We start from the raw sequence: 24,988 nt of genomic DNA on the forward strand, positions 1-24,988 counted from the left end.
TGAATCACTTCTGTTCAGCGGCCTCCTCGGCCGTGTCGGCCAGGGCGGCCACAGTGGCCAGGCTGGAGCGGCGCATGCCGTAGAAGAAGTAGATCACGAGCCCGACGGCCATCCAGCCACCGAAGACCAGCCAGGTGATTCCGGGCAGCTCCGTCATCAGGTAGGCGCAGAGGAGGAAGCCCACGATCGGGGTGACCGGGAAGAGCGCGACCTTGAAGGTGCGGTTCATCTCCGGGCGGGTCCTGCGCAGGATGATGACGGCCACGTTGACGAGGGCGAACGCGAAGAGCGTGCCGATGCTGGTGGCGTTCGCCAGCTCACCCAGCGGGATGAAGGCGGCGAGCAGTCCGCAGAAGAGGCAGACGATGATCGTGTTGACGCGGGGGGTGCCGGTCTTCGGGTCGACCTTGGCGAAGGCCTTGGGCATCAGGCCGTCGCGGGACATGGCGAAGAGGATGCGGGTCTGGCCGTAGAGGACGGCGAAGACGACGCTGGCGATGGCGACGACGGCGCCCGCGGCCAGGATGACGCTCCAGAAGGAGTGACCGGTGACGTTCTCCATGATCTGGGCCAGGGCGGCCTCGCTGCCCTCGAACTCCTGCCACGGCATGGCGCCGACGGCGACCAGGGCGACGAGGCAGTAGATCGCGGTGACGATGGCGAGCGAGAGCATGATCGCGCGCGGCAGGTCCTTCTTCGGGTTCTTGGCTTCCTCACCGGCGGTGGAGGCGGCGTCGAAGCCGATGTACGAGAAGAAGAGCATGGAGGCGGCGGTGCTGATGGCGGTCACGCCGAGCGGGGCCAGCGGGGTGTAGTTGCCGGCCTTGATGCCCATGAAGCCGATGACGCAGAAGAGCACCAGCGTCACGATCTTGACGGCGACCATGATCGAGTTGATCCGGGCGCTCTCCTTGGCCCCGCGCAGCAGGAAGACCATGCAGAGCAGGACGACGACCAGGGCGGGCAGGTTGATGTAGCCGCCCTCGCCCAGCGGGGCGGAGAAGCCCTCGGGGATGGTGAAGCCGAGCGTGCCGTCGAGCAGCTCGTTGAGGTACTGGCCCCAGCCGACGGCGACGGCCGCGACCGAGACGCCGTACTCCAGGACCAGGCACCAGCCGCAGACCCAGGCTATGAGCTCGCCCATGGTGGCGTAGGCGTAGGAGTACGAGGAGCCCGAGACGGGGATGGAGCCCGCGAGCTCGGCGTAGGAGAGCGCCGAGAAGAGCGCGGTCAGGCCCGCGAGGATGAACGCGACGAAGACGGCCGGGCCGGCGATCGGGGTGGCCTCGCCGAGGACGACGAAGATGCCGGTGCCCAGGGTGGCGCCGATGCTGATCATGGTCAGCTGCCACATGGTGAGCGAGCGCTTGAGCGCTCCGCCCTCACCCTGGCCGCCCTCGGAGACCAGCTGCTCCACCGGCTTGCGGCGGAGCAGCGGGTTGACGGGCTTCGAGGCGAGCGGTGGCGCCTGGCCGTGGTCGAGCACGAGGGGACTCCTTGTCACTGCGGATCGGGGAGGTCGGGGATGAGGCGTCGACCGCGACGGTCCGGAGCAGGACAGGGCCCGACGGGGGAAGGGGCCTGAGCATGGGAGGACCGCCGAGCTGGCGATCCGCCACTCCACGTACAGCGAGTGAGCCTACGAGCTGAGTGATACCGCCCGTAATGCACCATCCTTGCACATTGGCGCACGATCGTTGCGCGGATCTGTCCGGGATGGTCCTTTGTTGCGTGCGGATGATCGATCGCTGCGCAGCCCTCTCCGAACCCCGTTTCTTGACACCTCGTCAGGTGTGTCGCAGCGTGCCGCCTGACGGCATTGGTGCGACCGGAGGCGGTGGATCCGCGCCCGCGCGGGGTACGGGTCGCCGAGACCGCGGACACACGATCGGAGGCGGAGCGTGAGCAGACCGGGCGCTGACGAGCGGTGGCCGTGGCAGGATCCGCAGCCCTTCCTGCGCGGGGTGGCCTGGCTGGACCAGGGTCGCCCGGTGCGGGCCGACCCGGCCGACACCATGCGGCTGCCGTGGGACACCGGCGAGCGGGCCACCCTGCCCATAGGGGTCCGGCTGGAGTTCACCACGGAGACCGCGCAGGCGGTGGAGGTCCGCTACCGGGCGACCGTGCCCGGCCCCACCGACGCCCTGCGCGACCTCGCGCACGGCTTCGCGCTCTGGGACCGGCACGGGGTGGTCGCCGAGGTGTTCACCGAACCGGCCGCGGAGGCCGTCGTACGGATCGGCCTGGGGGGCGGCACCGGCCCCTTCACCATCCACCCGCCCGAGACCCAGTCCCCGCTGGTCCTCGGCCTGCGCGGGATCGGCGGCCCGCTCGCCCCGGCGCCGGCCGCCCCGCGCTGGGTGGTGCACGGCGACTCCATCACCGAGGGCTGGTGGTCCACCCGTCCCGCGCACGGCTGGCCCGCCGTCACCGGCCGGGCCCTCGGCTGGGACACCGTCAACCTCGGCTACGCGGGCGCCGCGCGCGGCGAACTCACCACCGCCGAACAGCTCGCGGGCCTGCCCGCCGACGTCCTCACGCTCGCCTTCGGCACCAACTGCTGGTCCCGGGTGCCCTTCTCCGCGCCCCTGCTGTACGAGACCACGCGCGCCTTCCTCGACCTGGTCCGCCAGGGTCACCCGCGGACCCCACTGCTGCTGGTCTCGCCGGTGCTGCGGCCCGACGCCGAGCGCACCCCGAACAAGCTCGGCGCCACCCTGGGCGCGCTGCGCGACGCGATGGAGCGCGCCACCCGGGACCGGATCGCCGCCGGGGACGACCGGCTCGCCGTCCTCCCGGGCCGCGACCTGCTCGGTCCCGAGCACCTGGAGGACGGGCTGCACCCCAACGACAGCGGACATCAGGTACTCGGCCTCGCTGTGGCCACGGCTCTGCGGCGCACCGGGTTCGGCGCGGGGTGAGTGAAACAGCCCACACGAGCTCCCTTGAACAGATCCCTGCCATCAGGGCGTGTCCTGAGCACAGTTGCCGCCGCCGGGGGCGACGGCACGACAGACACCACATGTGGGAGAGATCAAGATGGGCATCAAGCGCGGAACCACCCTTGCAGCCGTCGCGATGACGGTCGTCCTCGCGGCGACCGCCTGCGGTCCGTCGGACGACAAGGCGGCCGACACCGCCCAGCCCGCCGGTGCCGCCGCCCAGGCCCCCGCCGCGGACGGGGGGTACGGAGCCCCCGCCGCGGACGCGGGATCGGGCGCCAAGACCGCCGGGCAGCTGGCGATCGCCAACAACGACCAGCTGGGCGCGGTTCTCACCGACAGCGCCGGCCTCACCCTCTACCGCTTCGACAAGGACACGGCCAAGCCGCCGAAGTCGAACTGCGACGGGGACTGTGAGAAGACCTGGCCGGTGGTCGCCGCCGGCGATGCCACCGCCTCGGCGGGCATGGACCCCTCGCTGCTCGGCGAGGTCGTGCGCAGCGACGGCAGCAAGCAGCTGACGGTGGCCGGCTGGCCCGCGTACCGCTTCAACAAGGACACCAAGGCGGGCGACTTCAACGGCCAGGGCGTCGGCGGGGTGTGGTTCGCGCTCGCGCCGGACGGCAAGAAGGCCGCCAAGGGGGCGGCGACCGAGGGGGCACCGCCGGCCGCGGGCGGCGCCGCCGAGGCCGACGGGAAGCTGTCGGTGGCCAAGGACCCCAAGCTGGGCGATCACATCGTCGACGGCAAGGGCATGACCGTCTACCGGTTCAAGCCGGACACCCAGTGGCCGATGACCTCCAAGTGCGTGGGCGACTGCCTGGCCAAGTGGCCGGTCGTCGCGCCGGTGGAGAAGGCCGAGGACAAGGGGATCGCCGAGAAGAACTACACGGTGCTCAACCGCCCGGACGGCCTGAAGCAGCAGAGCGTCGACTGCTGGCCCGTCTACACCTTCACCGGTGACAAGAAGCCCGGCGACATCAACGGCCAGGGCGTGGGCGGCACGTGGTACGCCGTCTCCCCGGAAGGCAAGCTCATCACCGTCCAGTAGTCCCGGCACTCCTCCGCAACCCTCCCGGCCCCCCACCACGGTCGCGCGGCCCCTGCCCCCATCCCCCGGGGCGGGGGCCGCGCCCCGTTCCGCCGCGGCGCGCCGGTACCTAGACTCGGCGCCATGCTGCGCGTACTGGCCGTCGACGACGAGAAGCCGCTCCTGGAGGAACTCCTCTACCTGCTGCGCTCGGACCCCCGCGTACTCAGCGCGGAGGGCGCCTCGGACGCCACCGAGGCCCTGCGCCGGGTCACGCGGGCGCTGGAGTCGGGACCGGACGGGGCCGACGCCATCGACGTGGTCTTCCTCGACATCCACATGGCCGGGCTGACCGGTCTGGACATCGCCCGGCTGCTGGCCGGGTTCGCGCGGCCGCCGCTGATCGTGTTCGTCACCGCCCACGAGGGTTTCGCCGTACAGGCCTTCGACCTGAAGGCCGTGGACTACGTGCTCAAGCCGGTGCGCCCCCAGCGGCTGGCCGAGGCCGTCCGGCGGGCCTGTGCGCAGCTGGGCCGCGCCGGGGAGGCGCCGCCGGCCGCCGCCGAGCCGGTGGCGAGCCCGCCGGCCGCGGTGCCACCGCGCCGCCCGGCCCCCGAGGTCGCGGTCGCCGACCGCGCGCCGGAGCAGATCGCGGTCGAACTCGGCGGGGTCACCCGCTTCGTGGCGATCGCCGACATCGCCTACGTCGAGGCGCAGGGCGACTACGCCCGCCTGCACACCGCCGAGGGCAGCCACCTGGTCCGCATCCCCGTGTCCACGCTGGAGGAGCGCTGGGCGGCGCGCGGGTTCGTACGGATCCACCGCCGCCATCTGGTGGCGCTGTCCCGGATCGACGAGATCCGGCTGGACGCGGGCACCACCAGCGTCCGGGTCGGTTCGGCGGAGCTCCAGGTCAGCCGCCGGCACGCACGGGAGCTGCGGGACCTCCTGATGCGGCACGCCACGGGCTGAAAGCGGCCGCCGCCGGGGGCCGTCCGGCGCGCGCGTCCGCCGGCCGGCGACCGTCCGGCGCGCGCGGGTGCCGTTCGTCGCGCGGGGAGGGACGTACGGCGATCCGCCGGAGCCGTCGGCCGCACCGCCGGCGTGAACGGCCCGCCACTGCCATCGCCCCTGCGTATCGTGGATCTTCCGGCGCGGGAGGAGCGAGATGTCCGAGATCCAGGCGCTGGTCGACGCCCTGAGCGGACTGCCCCGCACCCGGCCCGCCGGCCCCGCCGAGGCGGAGGCTCTGCTGGCCCGGCTGCGCAGTGCTGCCGCCCGCTGGGCCGACATCCTGTACGAGGCCCGTGAGGGCGTCCGCGAGCAGGTGCCGCCGCGTGCGGAGGCCGCGCTGACGCTGGCGTTCCGGCGCGCGGAGGAGTCGTACGTGGAGCTGGAGATCGCCCTCCGGGACTGCGCCGAGCACCGCGACCCGGCGGTCTGATCCGGCAGCGGCGCGGAGCCCCCGGCCGCGGCGCCGCAGGGCCGGATCAGGCCTGTTGCCGGGTCCGGGCCCGTGCATAGACTCCGGTCTCCACCCCCCTCCGCCGAAGGACCGACCGGTGAACCAGACGTACGCGCTGACCGCGGTCGCCGTCGTCGTGGTGGTCACCGTCCTGGTCGGCGCGCTGGGTCTGCGCATATCCCGGACCACCTCCGACTTCTACGTGGCCTCGCGCACGGTGGGGCCCCGGCTCAACGCGGCGGCCATCAGCGGGGAGTACCTCTCGGCCGCGTCCTTCCTCGGGGTGGCCGGGCTGGTGCTGCTGCAGGGGCCCGCGATGCTCTGGTACCCGGTGGGCTACACGGCCGGGTACGTGGTGCTGCTCGCGCTGGTCGCGGCCCCGCTGCGGCGCTCCGGCGCGTACACGCTGCCCGATTTCGCCGAGGCCCGGATGGAGTCGCAGGCGGTGCGCCGGATCGCGGTGCTGTTCGTGGTCGGGGTGGGCTGGCTGTACCTGCTGCCGCAGCTGCAGGGAGCCGGGCTGACGCTGGAGGTCCTGACCGGGGCCCCGCACTGGGTCGGCGGGCTGCTCGTGGCCTTCGTGGTGAGCGCGGCGGTGGCCGCCGGCGGGATGCGCAGCATCACCTTCGTCCAGGCCTTCCAGTACTGGCTCAAACTCACGGCCCTGCTGGTCCCGGCCTTCTTCCTGCTGGCCGCCTGGGCCGGGGACGGGGCGCCGCGGGCCACCTTCGACGCGCCGGCGGTCTTCCGGGAGCACACCTCGGTGACCCTCGCGGAGGACGTGCGGCTGTCCCTGGACGAGCCGCTGACGGTCACGGTGACCGGGCAGGTGGACGGTCGCGGCTACGTGGCGGTCCCGCTGACCCTGGCCCCGGGCGCGCATTCCGTACGGGCGCACGCGCGGCTGGAGTTCGCCCCGGACACGCCGGTCCCGGATACCCGCGCGGAAGCCGGACTCGGCGTGTCCAGCTGGTCGGAGCCGCTGTCCGGGGACCGCCCGGAGCACCGGCTGTACGCCACCTACGGGCTGATCCTGGCCACCTTCCTCGGCACGATGGGCCTGCCGCACGTGGCGGTGCGCTTCTACACCAGTCCCAACGGGCGGGCCGCCCGGCGCACCACGCTGGTCGTGCTCGGGCTGGTCGGCGTCTTCTACCTGCTGCCTCCGGTGTACGGGGCGCTGGGCCGGATCTACGCCCCCGAACTCGCCCTGACCGGCGACGCGGACGCGGCGGTGCTGGTGCTGCCCGAGCGGATGCTGGGCGGGCTGCTCGGCGAGCTGCTGGGGGCGCTGCTGGCCGGGGGCGCCTTCGCGGCGTTCCTGTCGACGGCTTCGGGACTGACGATGGCGGTGGCCGGGGTGCTGCACCAGGACGTGCTGCCGGCGCGTGGGGTGCGCAGCTTCCGTTCGGCGGTGCTCGTGGCGATCCTGGTGCCGCTGGGCGGGAGCGTCGCGGCCACCGACGTTCCGGTGGCGGACGCGGTGGGCCTGGCCTTCGCCGTGTCGGCCTCCTCGTTCTGTCCGCTGCTGGTGCTGGGCATCTGGTGGCGCGGGCTGACCCCGCCCGGGGCGGTGGCCGGGCTGGTCACCGGCGGCGGGGCGGCCCTGAGCGCGGTGCTGGCGACCCGGGCGGGGCTGGCCCCGGCGGGCTGGGTGCACACGCTGCTGGCGTGGCCGGCGGTGTGGTCGGTGCCGCTCGGATTCCTGACGATGGTCGCGGTGTCGCTGGTCACCCGCTCGCGGATCCCGGCCGGGACGGCGGCCACACTGGCGCGGCTGCACCTGCCGGAGACCGTGGCCGTGGACCGGGCGTGGGGGTCCCCCCGGTGGAGCGGGGAGGGTCCGCGGTGACCGCGGTGGGTCCGGCCCTGCTGGCCGTGCTGGCGGTGGCGGGTGCGGTCCTGCTGCTGGGCGCGGGCTGGGCGGCGGGCCGCTGGCAGGCCCGGCGCGGCGAACGGGCGGCCGGGCTGGACCTCGGGACGCCGGTGGAGCGGGCCACCTTCCACACCCTGCACACGGCTTCGCTGGCCGCTCCCCCGCTGCGCGCCGGGCTGACCGAGGACGCCGCCCGCAAGGCCGCCCGGCGGCTGCGCTCGCTGCTCGGCACGGAGGCGCTGTGCCTCACGGACCGGGAGTCGGTGCTGGCCTGGGACGGGCCGGGCGCCGACCACCACGAACGGCGGGCGATGGCCCGGGTGGCGGTGATGCTGGAGTCGGGGCGCAGCCAGAGCGTGCGGACCGAGTGCCAGCGGCCCGACTGTCCGCTGAAGTGGGCGGTGGTGGCCCCCCTCACCGGCGAGGACGGGATGCTGGGCGCGCTGGTGGCGTACGGGTCGCGGGAGTCGGCGGTGCTGGTGCGGGCCGCCACGGAGGTCGCGCGGTGGGTGTCCGTACAGCTGGAGCTGTCCGAGCTGGACCGTTCGCGGACCCGGCTGATGGAGGCGGAGATCAAGGCGCTGCGGGCGCAGATCTCCCCGCACTTCATCTTCAACTCGCTCGCCGCGATCGCCTCGTTCGTGCGGACCGATCCGGAGCACGCCCGGGAGCTGCTGCTGGAGTTCGCCGACTTCACCCGGTACTCCTTCCGGCGGCACGGCGACTTCACCACGCTGGCCGAGGAGTTGCGCTCCGTCCAGCAGTACCTGGCGCTGGCGGGCGCCCGGTTCGGCGACCGGCTGAAGGTGACCCTGCGGGTGGCGCCGGAGGTGCTGCCGGTGGCGCTGCCGTTCCTGTGCCTGCAGCCCCTGGTGGAGAACGCCGTCAAGCACGGGCTGGAGGACTCCACCGAGGAGTGCCGGATCACCATCACCGCGCAGGACGCGGGAGCGGAGGCGGTGATCACCGTCGAGGACAACGGGGTGGGGATGGATCCGGCCCTGCTGCGCCGGATCCTGGCCGGGGAGCTCAGCGGTTCCTCCTCCGGCATCGGGCTGCCCAATGTCGACGAGCGGATCCGGCAGGTGTACGGGGACGCGTACGGTCCGGTGATCGAGACGGGCGTCGGCGCGGGCATGAAGGTCACCATCCGCATTCCCAAGTACCGTGCGGGCGTGCACAGTTCACCGTCAGAACACCATCCCCCACGCCCCTGAGCGACCGATCGCGTGTCATCCTGGGAGGGGCGCGACGTGACCGGCGGGGGTACCCCCCGCGGTGACTGCGGAAGGGATCGCCGACGTGCGGGCCGGGCGAGAGAAGCTTCGTGACGAGTTACGGCAATGGGTGCGCGGGGGCGCCGCGGGCGGTGGGGCCTTCCTGGTCGTGGAGGGCGAGCCCGGCGCGGGCCGGACCGACTTCGTACGGGACGCCGTGGCGCGGGCGGCGGCCCTGGGCTGCCGCGTGCGGTACGCGGCGGGCGACCCCCCGGGGATGGGACTGCCGCTGCACGCCGCACTGGACTGTCTGCACCCCCGCGGCCCGGACCGGGCGGCGGTCGTCGCCCTGCTGCGGGAGGCGGAGGAGGCGGCGCGGCCGGGCGGTGCCCTGCTGGCCGCCGTGGACCGGCTGACGGCCGCGGTCGAGGAATGGTGCGCACAGCGGCCGCTGCTGCTGGTGGTGGACGATGCGCAGTGGGCGGATGCGGCCAGCCTGCTGCTGTGGCGGCGCCTGGCCGACCGCGCGGTGACGGGCCGGCTGCCGCTGCTGCTGGCGGCGACCCGGCGCCCGCTGCCCAGGCGGCCCGAGCTGGAGGAGCTGTGCGCCACCCCGGGCGGGCGCACGCTCCGGCTGGAGCCGCTGTCCGGGGCGGAGGCCGCGGGGCTGGTCCGGGACCTGCTGGGCGCGGAGCCCGGGCCCCGGCTGCGGGAGGCGGCCGAGCAGGCGGGCGGCAATCCGCGGCTGCTGCGGGAGCTGCTCGCGCACTGGTCCGGACTGCTCCGCGTCGACGGAGACCGCGCGGAACTCCTCGTCTCCGAGGAGGAGTTGCCGCCACCGCCCGCCTCGCTGACCCGCGAGCCGGGCCGGCTCTCCGCACCGGCGCGCAGCACCCTGCGGCACGCGGCCCTGCTGGGTCCGGCCTTCACGGCGCGCGAGCTGGCCCTCGTACGGGGCGGGCCGGCCCGTGAGCTGCTCGCGGACCTGGAGGAGCCGGTGGCTGCCGGGCTGCTGACGGACACCGGCGGCTCCCTGCGCTTTCGCCACCCGGCGGTGCGGCTGGCGCTGTACGCCGAGACCCCCGAGGCCCTGCGCGACGCCCTGCACCAGGACGCCGCACGGGCCTTCGCCGGCGCGGGCCTGGATCCGGCCCGGACCGCCGGACAGCTGGTGCGCGGCGGCCGACTGGCGCCCTGGGCGGTGCGCTGGCTGGCGGACTCGGCCCCGGCGCTGATCGCCGGGGCGCCGGGCGCGGCGGCCGAGCTGCTGGAGCGGGCCATCTCCGAGGGCGACCCGCGGGAACGGGAGACCCGCGACGCGCTGGAGGAACGGCTGGCGGACGCGGCGCTGATGCTGCGCCGCCCCGAGTCGGTGGACCTCCTCGGCACGCTGCGCGCCCGGACCACGGACCCCGACCGGCGGGCCGCGGTGGACTTCAAACTGGTCTCCGCGCTGATGATCCAGGGCGACATGGCCCGCTCCCTGGCGGTCACCGAGCGGGCGCTGGCGGAGGAATTCCCCTCCGTCGCCCTGCGGTTGCGCCTGGAGGCCTGCCGGGTGCTGGCTCTGGCGGATCTGCACCGGGCCGCGGAGGCGTACGCGCTGGCCGAGGCGGTGGTGGCGCGGGCGCGCCGGCTGCGCGATCCGCTGTGCGGGGCGGAGGCCCACCACGCCGCCTCCTACGCGCTGTTCCACCTGGGGCGCGGCCGGGACTCGCTGCGCCATGTCGCGGACGGGATCGCCTGCGCCCGGCGCAGCCCCGGCGCCAACGACATGCGGTTGCTGCTGCTGGCCAACCAGGCGGAGGGTCACATGCGGTTCGACGAGCCGGGGGCCGTGGCGGCCGCGCTGCGGGAGGCGCGCGAGCTGGCGGTGGCGACCCGTTCGACGGGTCGGCTGGTGGTGACCGAGGCGCGGCTCGCCGAGTTCCACTACCGGCTCGGCGACTGGGACGAGGCCCTCGCCGGGGTGGCCCGGGCCTGCGCGCTGCCGGTGTCGGACGGCTGGCTGCCGGTGGTGGTGCACGGGCTGCGGGCGCTGGTCCTGGGCCACCGCGACGAGCGGGAGGCGGCGGGGGCCGAGCTGGCGGACCTGCCGGCCGATGCCTTCGCCACGCCCACGGCCCGCCGCTACGCCTCCCACGTGCTGCTGGCCCGGGCGCTGCTGGCGGAGCGGGACGGCCGCCCGGCCGACGCCCTGGAGGCGCTGGCGCCCGCGCTGGAGGACGGGGTCGAGGAGTCGGTGGCGTACGACCGCCCCTGGGTGCTGTCGGAGATCGTCCGGCTGGCCCTGGAGTGCGGGGAGACGGCCACGGCCCGGGCGGCGGTGGAGCGCTGCGGGCGGGCGGCGGCGACGCTGGCCGAGTACCCGGGTCCGGCGCTGGCCCTGCTGCGCTGCCGGGGGTTGTTCGCCCAGGATCCGGAGCTGCTGGCGCGGGCGGTGGCACGGGGCGAGCGCGGCGGGTGGCCGCTGGTGCTGGGCCACACCCTGGAGGACCTGGCGGTGGCGCGGGCCTGGCACGGCGATCTCGCCGGGGCTCGGTCGGCGCTGACGCGCGCGGCGGCGGCGTACGAGGGCCTGGGCGCCCGGTGGGACATCGCCCGGGCCGACGCCCGGCTGCGCAGCCTGGGTGTGCGCCGGGGCAGCCGATCGGCGCGGCGCAGGCCGGCCAGCGGCTGGGAGGCGCTGACCCCGGCCGAGCTGAAGGTGGCGCTGCTGGTGGCGCGGGGCCGCTCGAACCCGGAGATCGCGAGCGCGCTGTTCCTGTCGCCGAGGACCGTACAGACGCACGTCTCGCACATCCTGGCCAAGCTGCAGGTCCGCTCGCGGGCGGCGGTGGCGGCTCAGGCGGCCGGGGCGACGGGGCGCCGGGGGCGGCCGGGGCATCGGGTCCGTAGCCGGGCATGGCGGCACGCAGGGCCCGCAGGGCGTAGTGGGTGCGGGACTTCACGGTCCCCGCGGGTACCCCGAGCGCTTCGGCGGCCTCGCAGACGGATGCCCCGCGGTAGTAGATCTGCACGAGCACGGCGCGGTGCTCGGGGCTGAGTAATCGCAGGGCCCGGCGGACGTCGAGGACGGCGACGGCCTGCTCGGTGCGGTCGTCGGCGGCGGCCGGGACGTGCGCGAGGGCCTCCGGGCCGACCTCGGCGGGCCGCACCAGACGGGCCCGGCGGGCGTCGATGGCGAGGCGCCGGGCGACGGTGTAGAGCCAGGGCCGGATGGAGGCGTGGCCGCTCTCCAGGGCCTCGGGGTGCGTCCAGGCCCGGAAGAGGGTCTCCTGCAGGAGGTCCTCGGCGCGTTGCCGGTCGCCGAGGGTCAGGCCGAGGAGGAAACCGTGGAGGGCCTTGCCGTGCTCGCTGTGCAGCCGGGCGAGGGCGTGCGGTTCGGTTCTGGCCACGGGGTGCCCCTTCCTGGTCGGGTCACCTCAGCGTGACCGACCGGCGCCCCGGAGTTATCCGCCGCATGACGTATCCGGCCCCCGCCTGCGCCGAACGGTCGTCCGCCGCGCCGAACGGTCGCGGGGCTCCGCCCGGGACCCCGCGCCGCGCCTCAAACACCGGCCAATCCAGCCTCGCCGGCGTTTGAGGCGCGGGGTTCGGGGCGGAGCCCCGGTCTTGAAGCCCCGCCGGCGATAGAAGCGCGGGGCCGGGGGCGGGGCGGGCCCCCGGGGAACGGGCGTGGCCCCCGGGGCCGTCCGTGGTGGACGGGCCCGGGGGCCACGGGGAAGAGCTAGCTCCAGCTGGCGTGCAGCGGCTTGCCCTCGGCGTAACCGGCGGCGGACTGGATGCCGACGACCGCCTTCTCCTCGAACTCCGCCAGCGAGCCCGCACCGGCGTACGTGCACGAGGAGCGGACACCGGCGATGATCGAGTCGATCAGGTCCTCGACGCCCGGACGCGCCGGGTCGAGGAACATCCGCGAGGTGGAGATGCCCTCCTCGAACAGCCCCTTGCGGGCACGGTCGTAGGCCGACTCCTCGCTCGTGCGGTTCTGCACCGCACGCGCGGAGGCCATGCCGAACGACTCCTTGTAGAGGCGGCCGTCGGCGGACTGCTGGAGGTCGCCCGGGGACTCGTACGTACCGGCGAACCAGGAGCCGATCATCACGTTGGACGCTCCGGCGGCCAGCGCCATCGCCACGTCGCGCGGGTGACGGACGCCGCCGTCGGCCCACACGTGCTTGCCGTACTTCTTGGCCTCGGCCGCGCATTCCAGCACCGCGGAGAACTGCGGGCGGCCCACGCCGGTCATCATGCGGGTGGTGCACATGGCGCCGGGGCCCACACCGACCTTGATGATGTCGGCGCCGGCGTCGATGAGGTCCTTGACGCCCTCGGCGGCGACGATGTTGCCGGCCACGATCGGGACCTGCGGGTCCAGCGCGCGGACGGCCTTGATCGCGTTGATCATCGATTCCTGGTGGCCGTGCGCCGTGTCGATGACGAGCGTGTCCACGCCCGCGTCGAGCAGCTGCTTGGCCTTGGCCACGAAGTCGCCGTTGATGCCGACGGCGGCCGCGATGCGCAGCTTGCCGTTGGCGTCGGTCGCCGGGGTGTACAGGGTCGCGCGCAGGGCGCCCTTGCGGGTGAGCAGGCCGACGAGCTTGCCGTCCTTGTCGACGGCCGGGGCCAGCTTGCGGTGGCCGGCGTCGAGCTTGTTGAAGGCCTCGCGGGGGTCGATGTCGGCGTCGATGAGCAGCAGCTCCTTCGACATGACCTCGGAGAGCTGGGTGAAGCGGTCGACACCGGTCAGGTCGTGCTCGGTGACGACGCCCACCGGGCGGCCCTCGCCGTCGACGACGACTCCGGCGCCGTGGGCGCGCTTGGGCAGCAGGGACAGCGCGTCGGCGACCGTCTGGGTGGGGGCCAGCGTGATCGGGGTGTCGAGCACGTGGTGGCGGGTCTTCACCCAGGAGATGACGTCGGTGACGATCTCGATCGGGATGTCCTGCGGGATGACGACGATGCCGCCGCGGCGGGCGACGGTCTCGGCCATCCGGCGGCCCGCGATGGCGGTCATGTTCGCCACGACCAGCGGAATGGTGGTGCCCGTGCCATCGGGCGAGGAGAGGTCGACGCCCTGGCGGGAACCGACCGCGGAGCGGCTCGGAACCATGAACACATCGTCGTACGTCAGGTCGTACGGCGGCTTCGAGTCATTGAGGAAACGCACGTGCTGAACATCCCAGTCGATCGGAGGTACCCCGACGGGTCAGCCGAGGAAACGCACGTACTTCATTCTCCCACGACCTGGCGTTCACACGGTCCGGGCCGATCGTCCAGGACATACCGGGCCCCATGGTTCTTTCCTACGGGACCTCGGTCACGGGGGGACGCGCGGGATGCGCCGAATGGGCGGAGAGTGAAGGAAGGCAGAGGAGGACAAGCCGGAGAACGGAGGACGGACCATGGCCGGAACGACGCGGGACGAAACCCCCGTCGCCCTTGAGGGCGGTGGCCTGGAAGTGCGGGTCAAGGAGATCGGCGGAGACCTCACGGTCGGATTCTTCCGCCTGCCCGAGGGCACGGACATGACTGCGGCGGTCAAGGGGTTGCCGGACGACATGTGCCAGTGCCCGCACTGGGGCTACCTCCTCAAGGGCCGACTGCTGATGCACTCCCGGGACGGGGACACGGTGTACGAGGAGGGGCAGGCCTTCTACTGGGGGCCGGGCCACGTCCCCGTGGCGCTCACCGACACCGAGTACGTCGACTTCTCGCCGACCGAGGAGTTCAACAAGGTGCTCGACCACGTGAGGGCACAGGCCGGCTAGGAGCGCCTCCCTCCCCTGCCGGCCGCCCCGGCTGCCTCCGCCGCACGCCGGTGCACAGGGCCGCGGCGCCGGGCCAGTGGGAGGACCGTTCCTCCGTGCCGGACCGCCGTGAACTCGGCGGCGATGGCCAGGGCCGTCTCCTCTGGGGTGGCGCCGCCCAGGTCCAGCCCTATGGGTGAGCGCAACCGGGCGAGCGCGGCGTCGCTCACCCCTTCCTCCCGCAGCCGTCTCTCGCGTTCGGCGTGGGTGCGCCGCGATCCCATGGCTCCCACGTAGCCCACGGGCAGCCGCAGGGCGAGCTCCAGGACGGGTACGTCGAACTTGGCGTCGTGGGTGAGGACGCACACGGCGGTACGGGAGTCCAGGCGGCCGGCCTCCCATTGCGCGGCGAGGTGCCGGTGCGGCCAGTCGACGAGGACCTCGTCCGCGGCGGGGAAGCGCTCCGGGGTGGCGAAGACGGGCCGGGCGTCGCACACGGTGACCCGGTGGCCGAGGAAGGCGCCGATCCGCGCGAGGGCCGCGGCGAAGTCGATGGCCCCGTAGACGATGAGCCGGGGCGGTTCGGCGGCCGATTCGACGAGCAGGGTCAGCGGCTCCCCGCAGAGTCCGCCGGCGGTGCCGAGCTCGGCGGTGCCGGTGCGCCCGGCCAGCAGCAGGGCCCGTACCCGGCCGGCGGCGGCCCGGTCCAGGGCGGGGCCGCCGGCGAGCCCGCCCTCGTAGGAGCCGTCGGCGTGGACGGCGAGCGCCCGGCCGAGCTGGCGGGGCGGGCCGGAGACCACCCGGGCGAGCGCGGCGCGGCTCCCTCCCGCGGCGGCGTCGAGCACCGAGCCGAGCACGGGCCGCACGGGGTCGAGTCCGCGCACCGGGGTGACCAGTACGTCCAGGACTCCCCCGCAGGTAAGGCCCACCGCGAAGGCGTCGTCGTCGCTGTAGCCGAAGCGGTGCAGGCCGCCTTCGCCGGAGGCGATCGCGTCGAGGCACAGCTCGTGCACGGCGGATTCCACACAGCCCCCGGAGATGGAGCCGAGGGCGGTGCCCCGGTCGTCGACGGCGAGGGAGGCACCGGGGCCGCGCGGGGCGCTCCCGCTGACCGCCACCACGGTGGCCAGCGCGAACTCCCGCTGAGCGGCGCACCACGCGCGTAGCTCATCGGCTATGTCGAGCATCAGCGGATGTACTCGCGGCGCGGGGTCTGGCCGGGGAGGTACGGGCGCGGCGGCAGGACGGCCGGGGGCGCCGGCCGGGCCGGGGCGGGCCGGGCCGCGGCGGCGGGGGCGGCCGGCCGGGTGACGGCGGGACGGGCGGGTCCGGGGTATACGTCGGGGAGCTGGGGCCGGGTGCCGAGCAGCCGGGCGGCGTGGGCCACGCTCGCGAGGGTGGTGTGGTGGTGCCAGCCGCGGAAGGAGCGGCCCTCGAAGTCGCGGATGCCCACCGGTTCGCAGGTCTCGGTGAAGTCCAGGGAGACCCGGTCGGTGAGCTTGGCGAGCAGGAAGAGCTGGGCGAGCGGGCGGTCGCCGATGTTGGTGATCCAGAACTCGGAGGGCAGCAGGGCGGCTTCGGTCCATGCTCCGACCAGCAGCAGCGGGGTGGGCGGCGCGGGCAGGGGCCGCTCCTCGCAGGGGGTGGCGAGGATCGAGGCCGAGGTCAGCAGGGTCACCGCGCCTTCGGCCCGGCCGTGCCGGGTCCATTCGACGACGCGGCGCTGGGAGCGCAGGGAGTCGATGAGTTCACGGGCGGGGGCGGTGTGCGGTCCGGGTTTGTGCCGGCCGGCGCCGCCGAAGGAGACGGGCAGGGAGCCGTCGACCTTGAAGACGAAGGGGATGTCCTGCTGCGCGAAGGACTCGATGCACTGCGGCAGATCGCCGTTGGCGACCTCCATCACCACGGGCCGGCGCTGGAGTTGCCAGGTCGCGGCCATCCGCTGGACGGCGTGTACGGCGTCCTGGGCGGGGGTGAGGGAGCGGGCTGTGTCGGGGATGCCGGCCCGCCGGCGGCGCAGGAGTTCACTGGTCCAGGGCCCGGGGAGGGTGAGGGTCCATTCGACCGGGAAGCTGGCCTCGCTGGAGGCGAGCCAGATCCCGCTGGCCTGCTGACAGTTGGCGGTGCGGCCGAGCTGGGGGACGAACTGCCGGCCGACGCCGACCGAGCGGTCGCCGGCCTTCTCTATGACCATGGGCTGGAGCACCCAGGCCAGGGGGCGCTGCGCGGTGCGTTCGAGGTGCTGGGCGAGGGAGCGCCGGACCGGGGTCCAGTCCCAGGGGGACTTGCTGATGAACTGCTGGAGGCTCTGCTCGACGGAACTGGCCCCTGTTCCGGCGATGTTACGGATTGTTTTCTTCCCGGTGGTCCGCACCAATCCGTTCAGATAAACGCGGGCCCAGTTTCGCTGGTCCCGCCGGGGTAAGGACTCGAAGAGCAGAGAGATCAGGACGTCGATCAATTCGGAGATTTCCTTCGTGGAATCCTCCGGCAGGACTACGCGAGCCATCTGGGCCTCCCCCGCGACCAGCTAGATCCAATACCCTACTTGACCGCGGAGAACGGCCGTAGGCCCCGGCGGCTACTTCCTGAGGTCGCTGGCAGTTTCGAGCCGCTCTTCCTCTACCACGAGGGGGATGGGGATCTGGTTCGCCGCATAGTAGATCGCGATCAGGAAGTGTGCGACAAGCGTGAGCGTCGCCGAGTAGAAGGCAAGGGCGACGGTGAGGGGGTAGGCGATGGCGCCGAGGCCGAAACGCACCCGTGTGGCGCGTGCGCCCTCCCGGTCCACCTTCTCGTGGAAGAGGTGGCCGACCCGGGTGACGTACCACCAGAAGGCCAGGAATGCCATGGCGTAGGCCACGGTGACGCCGCTGTAGAGGACCGCGGCGGCATGGGCGGAGCCGCCTTCCTCCATGAGGTGCTCGGCGAGGACGTTGGTGGTGTACGGAATCACCGAGACCACCATCAGTACCAGGAGATTCAGGAACAACAAGGGGCGGTCGACCCTCTTCAGGTGACTGAAGATGGTGTGGTGGTTCACCCACATCACGCCGATGATGAGGAAACTCACGACGTAGGCCGCGTAATGGGGCCACTGATCCCGGACCCCGTGCCAGAAATCAGATCCCGTTTCTTCCGGAACCTTTAATTCCAGAACGAGGATCGTGATGATGATGGCGAATACTCCGTCACTGAATGCCTCGATCCGCCCGGTTTCGTTTTCCATTGCCTCCCCTTTGCCACCGCTCGCATATATGCGCGATCTGCAAACGCACGGTATGCCACACATACGGGGAGGGCGTTCTCCCGCCCTCCCCGCACACGCTACCCAGATTTCGGCCGTCAGCCGCCGAATCCGGCGGTCTGCCGCCAGATTCGGCCATCGCGGACGACGAGTGTCCCGAACGCGTGCTCCGGTTCGCCGTTCAGGTTCATGATCGCCCGATAGAAGATGGTGTCCTCGGTCTCGATGTACTCCTGGAGTTCGACGAGGGTGGGCTTCACCGTGAGATAGCCGGTGAACGTCTCACGAACGGCTTCGATGCCGACCGAGACCCCCTCGAAGCGCAGCAGCACGGCGTCGTCGGTGTAGTTCTTCATCACCGCCTCGATGTCCAGGGCCGCCAGCGCTTCCATCTGGCGGACGAACACCGGGTGCAGCTTGGAGATGTCGTACTTGGCCATGTCGACTCCTTTTCAACCGGGCGGGGTGCCCTCGATGGATGCCGTATCGGGTGTTGCAGCAGGTGGGGCACAGGACTGGGCGCTGCCGGCGAAGGGCAGCCGGACCACCATGCGGGTCTCGCCGGGGCGCGAGCGCGCCGTGAGCGAGCCGTGGTGGCGCTGGGTCACGATGCGGTAGCTCAGGTGCAGCCCGAGGCCCGTGCCCTTGCCCACGTCCTTGGTGGTGTAGAAGGGTTCGAAGATCCGCGGCAGGGATTCCGCGGGGATGCCGCGCCCGGTGTCGGAGATCTCCACGACCATGCAGTCGCCCTCGGCCCGGGCGCGCAGGCTCAGTACGCCCGCGCCCTCCATGGCCTCGGCGGCGTTGTCGACCAGGTTGGTCCACACCTGGTTCAACTCACTCGGGTAGCCCGTCAGTTCGGGCAGCCCGGGCTCGTACTCACGCACGATGCTGATGCCCCCGAGCTTGGCACGCAGCACGACCAGTGTGTTCTCCAGCCCCTCGGTCACCGGGAAGCGCTGTTCGGGCGCCCGGTCGAGATTGGCGTAATCCCGGGTGGCGGAGACGAGTTGGGAGATTCTGGGGCCCGCGGCCCGGAGCTCCGCGGCGAGCGAGCGGATCTCCAGCAGCGCCGCCAGGTGGTCCAGGGCGCAGGCGAGGGCCGGCTCGCCGACCCCCTCCAGCCGCTCCAGCAGCCAGCCGAGCTCCAGCCCGAGGTCCGAGATCCCGGAGCCGAGCAGCCCGGGCCGTTCGGTGCCCGCCTCCTCGGCCCAGTCGGCGATCTCCTCCTCGGCGTCGGCCTGGGCGAAGGGGTCGGTGGTCACGGGCGGCGGCAGCTTGTCCAGTTCCTCGGCGAGCCGGTCGAAGACGGCCCGCTCCGCGCCGGTGGCGGCCGCGCCCCAGGCCTGGGCGGTCCGGGTGAGCCGGTCCAGGGCCGGTGCCAGTTCCTGCGCGGCCCGGGCCACGGCGGCCGCCGGGTTGTTCAGCTCGTGCGCGAGCCCGGCGGCGAGCGTGCCGAGCGCCTCCACGGTGGCCCGCTTGCGGGCCTGCACCTCGGAGGACTTGATCCGCCAGGCCAGGACCGGGATCAGGACGGCGGCCACGCCGTGGCAGCGGGTGAGCATCTCGAAGAAGACCGCCTTGGGGTACGCCACGACGGTGGTCGAGGGCCCGCTCGCGGCCGCGGTGGCCACGTACGAGCCGTCGGTCAGCAGGGGCAGTTCGCCCGTGAACCGGTGGGCGGCCGGCGGTTTGCCGTCGTGCTCCTCGGCGGAAGCGCTCTCTTCTTCCGTGGAGTGGCGGGTGAGCACCTCCTCCCGGCCGTCGACGACCTTGGTGACGACCAGCCCGCCCGAGAGCAGGACGTGGAAGCCGGCGGCCTCCTCGCCGTCCCGGAAGAGCACCTCCCCGTCGCCGAGCATCCTGGGTTCGGACACCGAGACCAGCCAGTCCAGCTGGTCCTCGGCCAGTCCTTCGAAGATCTCCAGCGAGCGCAGGGCGGACCGCAGTTCTGCCGGTTTCATACCGTGCCCTCCTCTGCCCTGGTGCGGGCGGCCAGTCGCAGGGTGGCCAGCAGGGCCAGCGCGCACATCCCGGCGACGGCGGCCATGAAGCCGACGGAGGTGCGGTGCAGCCCGTGGATGTTGGTGAGCATCCCGGCGAGGACCGCCGGCACGCTCATCGCGAGGTACGCGAAGACGTATACGGCGGCGGTCAGTTCACCGCGGTGCGCCGGTTCGGCGAGTGCGCTCAGCGCCCGGAAGGAGCCGAGGAAGGCGGCGCCCCAGCCGCTGCCGAGGACCGCGGTGGCCCCCAGGAACACCGCGGCCGAGCCGAGGCCCAGCGCGAGGAGCACCAGGCCGAGACCGGTGAGCAGGCCGAACAGTCCGAGCACGGCGGTGCGCAGCGCCGCGGTGCCGCCGAGCATCAGCTGGGCGACGGTGGCGGCGCCCGCCAGCAGTGCCACCGTGGCGCCGCCGACGAGGTAGTTGGTGGACTCCAGCAGCGACAGCGCCAGGTGCGGGCCGAGCGAGAGGTAGAAGCCGCCCACCGACCAGACGGCGACGATGGTCAGCACGAGGACGGCGAAGCGGCCGCGGGCGCCCTCCGGTACGCGGATCCGGTGCGGGACCACCCGGAAGCGGCCCCCGGCGCCGGGAGCGCTCTCGCGCATCCGGAACACCCCCACCAGGGTCACGGCGAAGGCCCCGACCAGCAGCAGGTAGCTCAGGACGGTCGGCGCGGGCGCGTACTGGACGAGCAGTCCGGCCCCGATCCCGCCGAGCCCTATGCCCACGGTCGGGCCCGCGCTGTTGACCTGGGCGCCGAGCGCGGGCTTCGAGGCGGGGCTGAGTTCCAGCAGGGCCGCACCCATCGCCCCGGTGGCCAGGCCCACGGCCAGGCCCTGGACGGCGCGGGCGGCGAGGAGCAGCCCGAGCCCCTGGGCCCCGGCGAACAGGACCATGGAGACGATCGCCAGGACCAGCCCGGTGGCCAGGACCGGGCGCCTGCCCAGGGTGTCGGAGAGGGACCCGAACAGCAGGAGCCCGGCGAGCACGGTGACGGCGTACAGGGCGAAGACCACCGTGATCATGCCGGAGGACAGGTCCCACTCCTGCTGGTAGAGCACGTAGAGGGCGGAGGGCACGGAGGAGGAGAGCATCAGCAGGACGAGGACCGCTCCCACCACCCAGAAGCCGGAGCCTCTGGGCGCTCCGGCCGCGGGTGCGGCCGGGTGCACGGTTACCCCCGTGGTCGTCTTCGATGATTCGGCCACTGCTTCACTCAACTCCCCCGTGAGGGGGCCCTGCCCGGGCCCCGTGATGGGCGATCAGGCGAGTGCCTGCTCGGCCCTCTGCAAGGCTCGCGCCGTCAGTACCCCCGCGAGGTGGCCGAGGTACTCGGCCGAGGTGCCGCGCCCGGGGACGAAGAGTTCCCGGGGCTCGGCGCGGAAGGCCGCGAGGACGGCGTCGGTGCTGTACGGGCCCCCGCGCAGGCGGTCTTCGACCCCGCGCAGCCGCAGTGCGCGGGGGGTGGCTCCGGTGACGGCGATGCGCGGTCCGCCGGGTGTGATCCGTACGGCCGTGGCGCACACCGGGTAGCGGGTGGCCCGGTCGGCGGTCTTCTCGAAGGCGGCGGCCCGGCCGGCGGCGGGCACCAGCAGGGCGGTGAGCACCGCGGCGGCGGGTGCGCCGTCGGCCGCGAACTCCTCGGCCGGCAGGGCCGACCGCCCGTCGGGACCGGCGAGTTCGACCGCGGCGTCCGCGGCGATCGCGGCGACCGGCAGGTCGGTGGCCCGGCCGGCGGCGGCGAGGTTGCCGCCGACGGTGCCCAGGTTGCGGACCTGGGGGTCGCCGTTGGCGCGGGCCGCGGCGGCCAGTTCGGGTGCCTCGGCGAGCACCAGCGGGTCCGCGGCGAGTTCGGCGAGCGTGGTGAGGGCTCCGATCCGCAGCTGCCCGCCGCCGGGGTCGCGCCGGATGCCCCGCAGTTCCGTGAGCTGCCGGATGTCGACCAGCAGGCGGGCGTGGTCGGCGCCCGTCCGCAGGTCGGGCAGGAGGGTCTGCCCGCCGGCCAGCAGCCGGGCGCCGCGCGTCCCGGTCAGCAGGGCCAGGGCCTCGTCGAGGCCGGCGGGGCGGACGTAGTCGAACTCGGTGAGGATCACTGGGATTCCCCTCTCAGGCGGCGCCAGACCTTCTCGGGGGTGAGCGGCATGTCGATGTGCCGGACGCCCAGGTCGCAGAGGGCGTCGACGACGGCGTTGACGACGGCCGCGGCGGGCGGGACGGTGGCGATCTCGCCGGCGCCCTTGGCACCGAGCGGATTGTGCGGGCTGGGCGTGACGGTCTTGTCGAGCGCGAAGAACGGCACGTCGGCGGCGCGCGGCAGGGCGTAGTGGTTGAGGTCGCAGCTGACGAGCAGTCCGTTCTCGTCGTATTCGGCGGCCTCCATGAGGGCCTGGCCGAGGCCGTGCACGATGCTGCCCTCGATCTGCCCGTGGACGATCTTCGGGTTGCCGATGTTGCCCGCGTCGTCGACGGCCGTGTAGGCCACCACCTCGGTCTCGCCGGTCAGTTCGTCGATCTCGACGACCGCGACGTGCGTCCCGAAGGGGTAGTTGAAGTCCGGCGGATCGAAGTGGGTGGTCTCGTCGAGGGCCGGCTCGATCTCCGGGGGCAGTCCCCACCCGTACCACATGGCCATGGCCAGCTCGGCGAAGGTCTTGGTGTTCTCCGGGTTGCCCTCCTCGAAGACCTTGCCGCCCTCGTAGACGACCTTCTCCTCGGGGACGTTCAGGAACACGGCGCCGGCCTTCACCAGCTTGGTCTTGATCTTGCGGGCGGTGAGGGCGACGGCGGGCGCGGCCATGCTGTACGAGCGCGAGCCGTAGGTGCCCTGCCCGTACGGGGCCTTCTGCGTGTCGCCTTCGAGGACCTGGACGGTGTCCGGGTCGATGCCGAGCTCGTCGGCGGCGACCATCGCGAAGACGGTGCCGTGGCTCTGGCCGGTGGAGGCGGACCCCACGGTGACGGTGACCTCGCCGGTCGGGTGGACGCGGATGTTCGCGCTCTCCCAGGTGCCGCCGAGCATGCCCTCCTGCGACATCCGGGTGGAGGGGCCCACCCCGCAGATCGCGACGTAGGTGGCGAGGCCGACGCCCAGGCGCTTGCCGCGGGTGCGGGCCTCGGCCTTGCGGGCGGGCATGTCGGCGTAGCCCGACAGCTCGATCGCCCGGTCGAAGTTCAGCTCGTAGTTCCCGGAGTCGTAGGTCCAGCCCAGACCGTTGTCGTACGGGAACTTCTCCTTCGGCACCAGGTTCTTGCGCCGTACGGCCGCCGGGTCCATGCCGATCTCGGAGGCGTACCGGTCGACCAGGCGCTCCATGAGGAAGGCGGCCTCGGCCCGCCCGCTGCCGCGCTGGGCGCCGAGCGAGACGGTGTTGGTGAAGGCGGCGTAGACCTCGCAGAAGGCCGCGCCGATGTCGTACATGCCGCTGATGGAGCGGCCCATCAGGGCGGTGGCGACACCGGGGCCGATGGTGGAGGGGTACGCGCCGAGGTTGGCGTAGCTGGTGGCGCGCACGGCGGTGATGCGGCCGTCGCGGGTACCTGCGAGGGTGACGTGCTGGCGGTGGTCGCGGCCCTGGACGGTGGAGTTCATCAGGCCGGTGCGGGTGTCCACCCACTTCACGGGCCGGCCGAGCGCCTTGGAGAGCAGCAGGACCAGCGCCATGTCGGGGTAGAGGTACCCCTTGGTGCCGAAGCTGCCGCCGACCGTCGGGGCGATCACCCGGAGTTTGTTGAACGGGATGCCGAGGACCAGCGCGGAGAGCAAGAAGCGGTGGTTGTGCGGGCCCTGGGTGGAGGCGTACAGCGTGTACTCGCCGGTGGCGGCGTCGTAGTCGCCGACCGCGCCGCGGGGCTCGATGGGGCTGTTGATGGTGCGCTGGTTGACCAGGTCGAGCTCGACGGTGACCTCGGCCTCGGCGATGGCCGCGTCGGTGCGGTCCTTGTCGCCACAGGTCCAGTACGCGTTCAGGTTGCCCGGGACCGCCTCGTGCAGCTGGGGCGCGCCCTCGGCGAGCGCCTCGTCGGCCCGGGTGACCACGGGCAGCGGCTCGTACTCGACGGCGATGACGGCGAGCGCCGCGGCGGCCTGGCGCGGGGTCTCGGCGACGACCACGGCGATCGGGTCGCCGACGTGCCGCACGGCGTCGCCGGTGAGGACCGGGCGGGCGCCGGGAAGTCCGTAGGGGTGGGGCGGGAAGTGGCTCTCGACCCCGCCGGGTATCCAGATGCAGGGCAGCGGCATCACGTCGGTGAAATCGGCGGCGGTGGCCACCTTCAGCACACCGGGCAGCTGCTCCGCGGCCTTGGTCTCGATGGAGAGGATCCTCGCGTGGGCGACCGGGCTGCCCAGGATGGCCATGTGGGCGGTGCCCGGCAGGTCGATGTCCGCCACGTACGTCGCCTCGCCGCGCAGCAGCTGCGGGTCCTCGCGGCTGTCCAGCGGCTGCCCGAGCACTGCGCCGCCCCCGGCAGGGGCGTCCCCCGTCACTGCGGTCATGTCCCTCACACCTCCTGTCCGGCAGCGTCGGACGCGGCGCCGGCGCCGGCCCCGGAGAGGGCTCCGGGCTCCTCGGCGCGGGCGGCCGCGCAGGCGCGCTGCACTCCCCGTACGACGCTGTGGTAGCCGGTGCAGCGGCACAGGTTCCCGGTGAGCCATTCACGGATCTCGGGCTCGGTGGGGGCCTCGCCGCCGGCGGTGGTGTCGACGAGTTCGCCGAGCGCCATGACCATGCCGGGGGTGCAGAAGCCGCACTGGGTGCCGTGTTCCTGGCGCAGTGCCTCCTGGAGGCCGGTCAGCTCGCCGCCGGGGGTGGTGACGCCCTCGATGGTGGCCACCGCGCCGCCCGCGGCCGAGGCGGTGAGGACCAGGCAGCTCTTGACGGACCTGCCGTCGAGCCGGACGACGCAGGAGCCGCACTGGCCGGTGTCGCAGCCGACCTTGGTGCCGGTCAGTCCGAGGCCGTCGCGGAGCCGTTCCACGAGCAGTTCGTTCGGCTCGGCCGAGAACTCCTCCGGTCTTCCGTTCACATTCAGTGTGATATCCATGCCAGCGCCTGCGCTTCCGTGAGCGGCCGGTTGAAGAGGGGCCCGCCGGGCTGCTGGAGAATTCCTCCGGAGTGCAACGGGCCGGTGTCCACGGGCGCGAATCCCAGATCCGCGATGATTCCCGCGACGATTTCCTTCGCTTTCACGTCGTCGCCCGCCGTGTAATGCGCCAGGCGCTCTCCGGATGCGGTGCCGGCGACGGCGAGGGTTTCGAAATGCATGGTGTTGAGGGATTTCACGACCTGGGCGCCGGGGTACCACTCGGCGACCAGGTCGCTGGAGCCGCGCCCGCCGAGGTCGGCGGGCGCGGGGGGGCCGCCGAACGCGTTGGTGGCGTCCCAGAGCACCCTTTCCTGCACGACACACGGAGGGAGCAGCCCCCCCACAATGTCGAAAGGCACCATCC

Annotated in this window: 19 protein-coding genes and 2 pseudogenes; 8 read left to right on the forward strand and 13 right to left on the reverse strand. The window is 73.2% G+C overall.

Translation table 11 applies throughout. From position 1 onward, the window contains the following. Positions 1–4: 4 nt before the first annotated feature. On the reverse strand, positions 5–1,486 hold the full coding sequence (locus ACZ4VT_RS19695; RefSeq protein ID WP_467951255.1) for an amino acid permease: 1,482 nt from the start codon (positions 1,484–1,486) through the stop codon (positions 5–7). A 415-nt stretch (positions 1,487–1,901) separates the two neighbouring features. Here ACZ4VT_RS19695 and ACZ4VT_RS19700 point away from each other — a divergent pair, with 415 nt between their 5' ends. The 7 genes and pseudogenes from ACZ4VT_RS19700 to ACZ4VT_RS19730 all read left to right on the forward strand — a co-directional run. Next, positions 1,902–2,921 (forward strand): GDSL-type esterase/lipase family protein, encoded by a 1,020-nt coding sequence (locus tag ACZ4VT_RS19700; RefSeq protein WP_467951257.1) that lies wholly within the window; start codon positions 1,902–1,904, stop codon positions 2,919–2,921. A gap of 118 nt (positions 2,922–3,039) precedes the next feature. Continuing rightward, positions 3,040–3,993: an SCO0930 family lipoprotein gene (locus ACZ4VT_RS19705; protein WP_467951348.1), complete on the forward strand. Its 954-nt coding sequence runs from the start codon at positions 3,040–3,042 to the stop codon at positions 3,991–3,993. A gap of 123 nt (positions 3,994–4,116) precedes the next feature. Next, positions 4,117–4,944, forward strand: coding sequence for a LytR/AlgR family response regulator transcription factor (locus tag ACZ4VT_RS19710; RefSeq protein ID WP_467951259.1), 828 nt, complete (start codon positions 4,117–4,119; stop codon positions 4,942–4,944). Positions 4,945–5,140: 196 nt separating this feature from the next. Further along, complete coding sequence (locus ACZ4VT_RS19715; RefSeq protein WP_362814223.1) at positions 5,141–5,416, forward strand: hypothetical protein; 276 nt, start codon at positions 5,141–5,143, stop codon at positions 5,414–5,416. A 118-nt stretch (positions 5,417–5,534) separates the two neighbouring features. Beyond that, the gene (locus ACZ4VT_RS19720; protein ID WP_467951262.1) at positions 5,535–7,289 is read left to right on the forward strand and encodes a sodium/solute symporter; all 1,755 of its coding nucleotides are present in this window, start codon (positions 5,535–5,537) and stop codon (positions 7,287–7,289) included. 5 nt (positions 7,290–7,294) lie between these two features. After that, the gene (locus ACZ4VT_RS19725) at positions 7,295–8,530 is read left to right on the forward strand and encodes a sensor histidine kinase (protein WP_467951349.1); all 1,236 of its coding nucleotides are present in this window, start codon (positions 7,295–7,297) and stop codon (positions 8,528–8,530) included. Positions 8,531–8,615: 85 nt separating this feature from the next. Next, positions 8,616–11,312, forward strand: a pseudogene (locus tag ACZ4VT_RS19730) (ATP-binding protein); the annotation flags it as partial. Positions 11,313–11,415: 103 nt separating this feature from the next. Here the strand turns inward: ACZ4VT_RS19730 and ACZ4VT_RS19735 are convergent. Both ACZ4VT_RS19735 and ACZ4VT_RS19740 read right to left on the reverse strand, forming a co-directional pair. Further along, positions 11,416–11,928 (reverse strand): annotated as a pseudogene (locus tag ACZ4VT_RS19735) (sigma-70 family RNA polymerase sigma factor); the annotation flags it as partial. A gap of 332 nt (positions 11,929–12,260) precedes the next feature. Further along, positions 12,261–13,703 (reverse strand): GuaB1 family IMP dehydrogenase-related protein, encoded by a 1,443-nt coding sequence (locus ACZ4VT_RS19740; protein WP_362810576.1) that lies wholly within the window; start codon positions 13,701–13,703, stop codon positions 12,261–12,263. Positions 13,704–13,938: 235 nt separating this feature from the next. Between ACZ4VT_RS19740 and ACZ4VT_RS19745 the strand changes: the two genes are divergently transcribed. Further along, positions 13,939–14,304: a cupin domain-containing protein gene (locus tag ACZ4VT_RS19745; RefSeq protein WP_362810574.1), complete on the forward strand. Its 366-nt coding sequence runs from the start codon at positions 13,939–13,941 to the stop codon at positions 14,302–14,304. On the opposite strand, the gene ACZ4VT_RS19750 is transcribed toward ACZ4VT_RS19745, so the two are convergent. From ACZ4VT_RS19750 to ACZ4VT_RS19795, 10 genes are all read right to left on the reverse strand, one after another. Then, positions 14,301–15,470 carry an XdhC family protein gene (locus ACZ4VT_RS19750; protein ID WP_467951265.1) on the reverse strand — a complete coding sequence of 390 codons (1,170 nt, stop codon included), beginning with the start codon at positions 15,468–15,470 and terminating at the stop codon, positions 14,301–14,303. The two genes, ACZ4VT_RS19745 and ACZ4VT_RS19750, sit on opposite strands and share 4 nt — an antisense overlap. Continuing rightward, the gene (locus ACZ4VT_RS19755; protein WP_467951267.1) at positions 15,470–16,792 is read right to left on the reverse strand and encodes an IS701 family transposase; all 1,323 of its coding nucleotides are present in this window, start codon (positions 16,790–16,792) and stop codon (positions 15,470–15,472) included. Before ACZ4VT_RS19755 ends, ACZ4VT_RS19750 begins: the two co-directional genes overlap by 1 nt. Before the next feature lie 72 nt (positions 16,793–16,864). Next, positions 16,865–17,512 (reverse strand): TMEM175 family protein, encoded by a 648-nt coding sequence (locus ACZ4VT_RS19760; RefSeq protein WP_467951269.1) that lies wholly within the window; start codon positions 17,510–17,512, stop codon positions 16,865–16,867. A gap of 116 nt (positions 17,513–17,628) precedes the next feature. Next, positions 17,629–17,970 carry a nuclear transport factor 2 family protein gene (locus ACZ4VT_RS19765; RefSeq protein ID WP_030656331.1) on the reverse strand — a complete coding sequence of 114 codons (342 nt, stop codon included), beginning with the start codon at positions 17,968–17,970 and terminating at the stop codon, positions 17,629–17,631. Positions 17,971–17,982: 12 nt separating this feature from the next. Further along, positions 17,983–19,494: an ATP-binding protein gene (locus ACZ4VT_RS19770; protein ID WP_467951272.1), complete on the reverse strand. Its 1,512-nt coding sequence runs from the start codon at positions 19,492–19,494 to the stop codon at positions 17,983–17,985. Then, positions 19,491–20,747 (reverse strand): MFS transporter, encoded by a 1,257-nt coding sequence (locus tag ACZ4VT_RS19775; RefSeq protein WP_467951274.1) that lies wholly within the window; start codon positions 20,745–20,747, stop codon positions 19,491–19,493. Before ACZ4VT_RS19775 ends, ACZ4VT_RS19770 begins: the two co-directional genes overlap by 4 nt. 54 nt (positions 20,748–20,801) lie before the next feature. Continuing rightward, the gene (locus ACZ4VT_RS19780) at positions 20,802–21,632 is read right to left on the reverse strand and encodes an FAD binding domain-containing protein (RefSeq protein ID WP_467951276.1); all 831 of its coding nucleotides are present in this window, start codon (positions 21,630–21,632) and stop codon (positions 20,802–20,804) included. Continuing rightward, the gene (locus ACZ4VT_RS19785) at positions 21,629–24,034 is read right to left on the reverse strand and encodes a xanthine dehydrogenase family protein molybdopterin-binding subunit (RefSeq protein WP_467951279.1); all 2,406 of its coding nucleotides are present in this window, start codon (positions 24,032–24,034) and stop codon (positions 21,629–21,631) included. Before ACZ4VT_RS19785 ends, ACZ4VT_RS19780 begins: the two co-directional genes overlap by 4 nt. A 5-nt stretch (positions 24,035–24,039) precedes the next feature. After that, entirely contained in the window at positions 24,040–24,570 is a 531-nt protein-coding gene (locus ACZ4VT_RS19790) for a (2Fe-2S)-binding protein (RefSeq protein WP_467951351.1), read from the reverse strand. Beyond that, the coding region (locus tag ACZ4VT_RS19795; RefSeq protein ID WP_467951281.1) for an NADPH-dependent F420 reductase at positions 24,567–24,988 on the reverse strand (422 nt) is incomplete at its 5' end. The genes ACZ4VT_RS19790 and ACZ4VT_RS19795, both read right to left, overlap by 4 nt.

The organism is Streptomyces sp. NPDC029164, from assembly GCF_055563995.1.